General features: G+C 70.5%; 3 protein-coding genes. 2 read left to right on the top strand and 1 reads right to left on the bottom strand.

Going from position 1 to position 6,268, the window contains the following annotated elements:
- The coding region (locus tag ON34_RS22050; protein ID WP_373291964.1) for a DUF6542 domain-containing protein at positions 1-413 on the bottom strand (413 nt) is incomplete at its 3' end.
- A 997-nt stretch (positions 414-1,410) separates the two neighbouring features.
- Between ON34_RS22050 and ON34_RS22045 the strand changes: the two genes are divergently transcribed.
- Both ON34_RS22045 and ON34_RS22040 read left to right on the top strand, forming a co-directional pair.
- On the top strand, positions 1,411-2,586 hold the full coding sequence (locus ON34_RS22045; protein WP_040782378.1) for an exonuclease SbcCD subunit D: 1,176 nt from the start codon (positions 1,411-1,413) through the stop codon (positions 2,584-2,586).
- A 306-nt stretch (positions 2,587-2,892) separates the two neighbouring features.
- Positions 2,893-6,261 (top strand): AAA family ATPase, encoded by a 3,369-nt coding sequence (locus ON34_RS22040; RefSeq protein ID WP_040782377.1) that lies wholly within the window; start codon positions 2,893-2,895, stop codon positions 6,259-6,261.
- The last annotated feature ends 7 nt before the right edge of the window (positions 6,262-6,268 follow it).

Raw genomic sequence — 6,268 nt, 5'->3', positions numbered from 1 at the left:
GCGCCGCCGATCAGGGCCACGGCGACCGTGGCGAGCACCATGGTCGGGAAGCGGTTCACCAGCGGGATCGCCAGGTTCAGCAGGATGTCCTTCATCGAGGTCGAGCCGCGCCCGGTGAGCTGCTGATAGGCCAGTGGCACGGCGACGAACAGCAGCAGCGGCGGCAACACCATGGTGCTGAACAGCCCGCGGTAGCGCACGGCCGCTACGGCCGCCACGCAGCCGAGGATGTACAGGGTGGCGAACGTGCCGGTCAGCTCACCGCCTCCGCCGCCGGCATCGATCAGGAATCCCACAAACGTGCAGGCCACCGCGATCAGAACAGCCGCGCCGACGGGGATCCCCGGCACCGACGGCAGGATCGAGCGTTGCGGCGCGGGCACCCGGGATCGCGCACGTTCGGAAGCAGCCACGCTATGCACCCTAGTTGCCGCCGCGCTCGGCGGCGTCGCGGCACGGCCATATGACCATCTCCTGGACATCCACCGAGGCCATGGCGTGGTCGAGAGCATCCACCACCCTGCCGCCTGTGCGGCCATCCGTTCCGGGGTGATCGCCAGTCACCCGGGGTGGGTGGTGTGGCTCACAGCCGGGTCTGCACCGCCGCCCGAGACCGGCCAGCCCTTGCGCCATCCGAGGCCGCCCAGCGACGGGGTCACCGTCACGATGACGCAGCTCGGCCGACCGGCATTCTTCAGCAACTACGCGCCAGTGATGAGCGCCGTGCCCCGGGCACGGATTGCCACGATGGGCTCCTCACCCGGCAAGGCCACCACACGGAACGCGATAGTGCCGACCGCTGCGGCGGCTCGGGACACCGCGCCGCAACCCAGTCCTTTCCGCGAGGGGTATCTACCTGTGCAAGCGCGGCGGTGCGCCGCGACGACGCCCGAGCGGTCGTCCTCGCCATGGTCCGCGCTCTCCGGTGGCTGGAAATCACGGCCCAGTCATACGGGCCACCTCGACTGCCGTGGCAAGCGCTGACTGTTGGCCGATGGAGCGAGGCGAGCGTCCCTGCCGTGCGCGCGGTGCCCGGGGCCGTGGGGTATGCCCCGCCAGTTGCCCGAGGCGGAATCCGGCCGCGGATACCGTGTCGCGGCGAGCATCGGTGCGGTCATAGCTCGGATAGTGCCGCATGCCACCGACAAGAAATAGCGCGAGCAACCGTGTCGTATCGCGTCGCCGTTCGACCACATACCACATGGCGACTTGGCATCTGGAGTCGCCAGTGGTCCGGCGCTCGGAAGGCCAACGTAAGTGCGATGATTCGATTCGCAGGCCGAACCGAGGTCCTGAGGCCGAACACATGGCTCCCGTCCCGGCGGACACGCCGTGCGGTGGCTGGGCAAACCCGACACAGCGGGCAGGGCGATTGAAGTCTGTCGGTGGGTTGCCCTACGGTTTCGCGGCATGCGGATGCTGCACACCTCGGACTGGCACATCGGGCGCACGTTTCACGGTGTCGATCTGCTTGCCGACCAAGCTCGTTCACTGACCGCGATCGCGGAGCTGGTGGCCGAGGAGTCGGTCGACGTGGTGGTGCTGCCTGGCGACGTGTACGACCGGTCGATCCCGAGTGCCGACGCGATCGCGGTGTGCAACCGGGGGTTCGAGGCCATCCGCGCGGCCGGGGCGCAGATCGTCGCCACCTCGGGCAACCACGATTCGCCTGCCCGGCTGGGCGCGGGAGCCAGTTTCGCCGCGGCGGGCGGGTTGCACTTGCGCACTACGGTCGCCGACGCCGATCGTCCGGTGGTCCTCCAGGACGAGCACGGGCTCGTCGCATTCTATGGCATCCCGTACCTGGAACCGGAGATCACCAGGGCGGAACTCGATGTGCCGCAGGCCCGCTCGCACGCCGAGATCCTGGACGCGGCCATGGCACGCATCCGCGCCGACATCGCGCGGCGGCCGGGCGCGCGGACGGTCGTGCTGGCGCATGCCTTCGTCGTCGGTGGGGAGGCCACCGGGTCGGAACGGTCCATCTCGGTCGGTGGAGTGGAGACGGTACCGCTGGCCGCCTTCGAAGGCATCGACTACGTGGCGCTCGGCCACCTGCATTCGCCCCAGACACTGGCGGAGTCGGTCCGCTACTCCGGCTCGCCGCTGCCGTATTCGTTCGCCGAGAACTCGCATCGCAAGGCGGTGTGGATCGTCGACTTGGACGCGCCCGGCTCGATTGCGGTGCGGCGCCGGGATCTGCCGACCATCCGGGGGCTGAGCAAACTCACCGGAACCCTGGACGAGCTGCTGAGTGACGAGCAGCACACCGCGGCCGAACAGCACTATGTGTCCGCGGTGCTCACCGATATCGCTCGCCCGGTCGACGCCATGCGCAAGCTGCGGGAACGGTTCCCCTATGCCGTGCACGTGGAATGGGCGCGGCCGGAGGGCAACCCGGAGCTGCGCTACCGTGAGCGGGTGCACGGCCGCCGCGACACCGAAGTAGCCCGCAGCTTCCTCACCGACGTCCGCGGCGCGCCGACCCCGAGCGAGATGACGTGGCTGGAGCGCGCGCTCGCCGCCGCCGTCGCGGAACGCGAGCAGGTGACCGCGGTGACCGCGCCCGAGGAACTGTCCGCATGAGCGTGCGCGGCGAGCGAGCCAGGGATTCCACCGAGCGCTCGCGTGTGCTGGAACTTGGCGTCGCTGGGCTGCCGGAATGAGGAAGTGCGGCGACGCGACGGACGTAGACGGACGTAGTCGAGCGCGCGCATGTACGAGAGTCGAGCATCGTCGAGCGCGGCGGTCGAGCCATGGACATAGCCGAGCGCTGCCGTACCGGAATCGAGCACAAGCACAGGGCAGGGCCGAGCTGATGATCGAAACAGCGCGCACCGCGCATGATGGATCCGAGCGCTGGCGAGGCGCGGTCACTTCAGGCGCGGCGGCATGAGGCTGCACAGACTCGAGATGACCGCGTTCGGCCCGTACGCCGACACCACGGTCGTCGACTTCGACGCGCTCGGTGCCGACGGGCTGTTCCTCCTGCACGGTCAGACGGGAGCGGGGAAGACCACAGTGCTGGACGCGATCGCGTTCGCTCTGTACGGCAAGGTGCCCGGTGCCCGCGGCGAAAGCAAGCGGTTGCACTCCGATCACGCCCCGGAGAACACGCCGCCGCAGGTGATGCTGGAGGCGACCTTGGGTGGTCGGCGACTGCGGCTGACCCGCAGCCCCGAATTCGAGCGCCCCAAACGAGACGGCACCGGCATGCGCACCGTGCCCGCCAAGGCCACGCTGACCTGGCTGGACGGCCGCGGCGAAAATCTCGCTCGGATCGTGGATATCGGCGAGGAGATCCTTCGCCTGCTCGGCATGAGCGCCGACCAGTTCTTCCAGGTGGTACTCCTGCCACAGGGTGACTTCGCGCGGTTCCTGCGATCGGACAACGAAGACCGCGAAAAGCTGCTCGAAAAGCTCTTCGACACCAAGCGTTTCGGCACCGTTGAGCAGTGGCTCGCCGACAAACGCCGCGCCGCCGAAGCCGATCTGGACGCACGCACCGAGGGCATCAAGCGACTGATCACCCAGATCGGCATGGCAGCCGCGGTGGCGGATTCGGCCGGGGTGCCGGAGTGCGTCACCTGGTCGGAAGATCTGCTGTCCGCCGCGCGCGTCGACCTCGCGGCCGCCGCCACCGAGCTGGAACGCTGCCAGCAGGAATCGGCGCGGACCCGTGAGCGGGCCGAACAACAGCGTCGACTGCACGACCTGCACCGCCGCATGGCGGCGGCCCGTCGGCAACTGGAGGATCACGCGGCCGACGCCGAACGGCGCGGCGCGCTGCGAGCCGAGCTCGAGCTGGCGCGCCGGGCCGAACCGGTCGCGGCGGCCATCGACGAGGCGCGCGCGGCGGTCCGAAACCAGCGGCAGCGGGAAAGCGAAAAGAAAAGCGCTGCAATCCGATTGGCCGAACGGCTGCGGGAACCGGCGAGCGCCGACCTCGGTGGCGCCGAATTGCTCCGGCCCGATGACGACGCTCAGGTACGCGACGACGCCGACATCGACGCGGCGATCCAGCGGTGGAGCGGGCAGATCGGCGCTCTGGACGAAGTGCGCGCCGACGCGGCTACCGCCACTCGGCTGGGTGACGAGCTCGTCGCGCTGCGGGCCGAGGACAGCACGCTTGCCGAACGCATCGTCGAAATCACCCAGCGACGCGAATCATTGCCCGCCGCGCTCGCCGGAGCGGAGGCCAGATCGCGCGAGGCGACCGAGGCGGCCGCGGCGCTGCCCGGCCTGACCGCGGAAACCGAGCGGCTGCAGACGGCCGCGACCGCCGCCGTCGAACTGGCCGCGCGCCGAACGGCGCTCGATCACGCGAGAATCGAGTTCGACACCGCCCGCACCGCGCATCTCGACGCCAAGGAACTCGTGCTCGACCTGCGCGAGCGCAGGCTGTCCGGAATGGCTGCCGAGCTGGCCGGTGAACTGGTCGACGGAATACCGTGCGCGGTCTGCGGTTCCGCTGACCATCCCGCGCCCGCCCGGCCCACCGCGACCGCGGTGTCCAAGGACGAGGAGGAGACCGCCGCGGCCGCCGAGCGCGCGGCCGAGGACACCCGCGACCGCGCGCTGGCCCGCATCACCGGGTTGGAGCGCGAGATCGAAGCGCTGGTGGCGCGTGGCGGCGACACCGACCGCGTCGAGCTCGCCGCCGCATTGCGCGCCGCCACCGACCGCTACGAGGACACGGCGGAACTGGCCGCGCACGCCGACGACCTGAACGCCGAGCTCGCCCGTCTGCGTGACGAGGAGACGCGCCTGAACGACGAGCTGCGCGAATGCGACGCCCGCCGCAGCGCGGTCGCCGCCACCATCGACTCCGCCGAGAAGCGCCTGACCGAGCTCACCGAGCGGCTGCGCAGCGCAGCCGGTGCCGACCAGACCATCGAGCGCCGCCGCGCCCGGCTCACCGCCCTCGTCGCCGAAGCGTCCGCGCTGCGCGATGCCCGCGCGGAGGCAGTGGCGGCGCGCGAGCAGGTCTCGGTTGTCGCCGATCGCGTCGAAAAGCTCGCCCGCGCTGCCGGTTTCGTGACGGAAGGGCAGGTCGTCGGCTCCGCCGCCGGTGTCGGTGGTTCCGTACCGGAAACACGCCTGGCGGGTGCCTCGGAGGAGCGAGTCGGCGATTCCGCGTCCAGTGTCGGCGGTTCCGTGCCGGCAACATTCCCGGCGGGTGCCGGGGACGAGCGAGTAGGACAAGTCGGCGATTCCGCGTCCGATGTCGGCGGCTCTCTACCCGCAATACACCTGGCGACTACCGCGGACGAGCAGGCGGAGAGCGCAGGCCGGACCGTCGACGCCGCCGTAGCGGTGGAAGGCGGCGACCCGGGTTCCGGCGTAGTGGGTGGCGATACCGCGGCGAGCGGTCCGCGCGACGACGTGGCCTTGCTGACCGCATACGCGAAGGTCGTCGCCGCCGCGTCCCGTACGCCCGAGCGGCAGGCCGAGATCGAAGCCGAACTCCTGGCGGCCGACCGGGCCCGCGCCCACGCGGAAGCCGTGCTCGCGGAACCGGAGATCCAGGCCGCGGCGACGCTGGAGCCCGGTGACCTGGCCGAACTCGACGCGCAGGTAGCGGCCGCGCAGAGCAGCCTGAACGCCGCGGTGGCCGCCCATGCCGAAGCCAGCAGGCGGGCGAGCCAGCTCGAGGAACTTGGCGGCCAGCTCTGGGCCGCCGTCGACCGGATCGCACCGGCCCAGCAGGCCTTCGAGGAGCTCAAAGGACTCGCCGAGGTGGTCGCCGGGCGCGGCGCGAACAACCGCCACATGTCCCTGCACTCCTATGTCCTGGCCGCCCGCCTGGAAGAAGTAGCACAGGCGGGGTCGCTGCGATTGCGCAAGATGTCCGGCGGCCGTTACGAATTCGTCCACTCCGACAAGGCCGGTCCGCGTGGTCGCCGAGGCGGACTCGGCCTCGACATCCGCGATGACTACACCGGCGCCATCCGCCCCGCCAAAACGCTCTCCGGCGGCGAAACCTTCATGGCCGCGTTGTCCTTGGCGCTGGGCCTAGCCGACACCGTCGCGGCCGAATCCGGCGGCGTCGTGCTGGACACCCTCTTCATCGACGAGGGCTTCGGCGGCCTGGACGCCGACAGCCTGGACGCCGTCATGGGCGTCCTCGACGAACTCCGCGCCGGTGGCCGGGTGGTCGGCGTGGTCAGCCACGTCGACGAAATGCGCCAACGCATCCCCAGCCGCCTGCACGTCCTCCGCGGCCGCAACGGCTCCCGCCTACAGGCGACCATCGCCTGACTCGGGC

Origin of the sequence: Nocardia pneumoniae NBRC 100136 (assembly GCF_000308755.1) — a bacterium.
In the GTDB taxonomy this organism is placed as follows: Bacteria; Actinomycetota; Actinomycetes; order Mycobacteriales; family Mycobacteriaceae; genus Nocardia; species Nocardia pneumoniae.
Note: the sequence above shows the minus strand (reverse complement) of the source record. Positions and strands in the feature narration are given on the sequence as shown.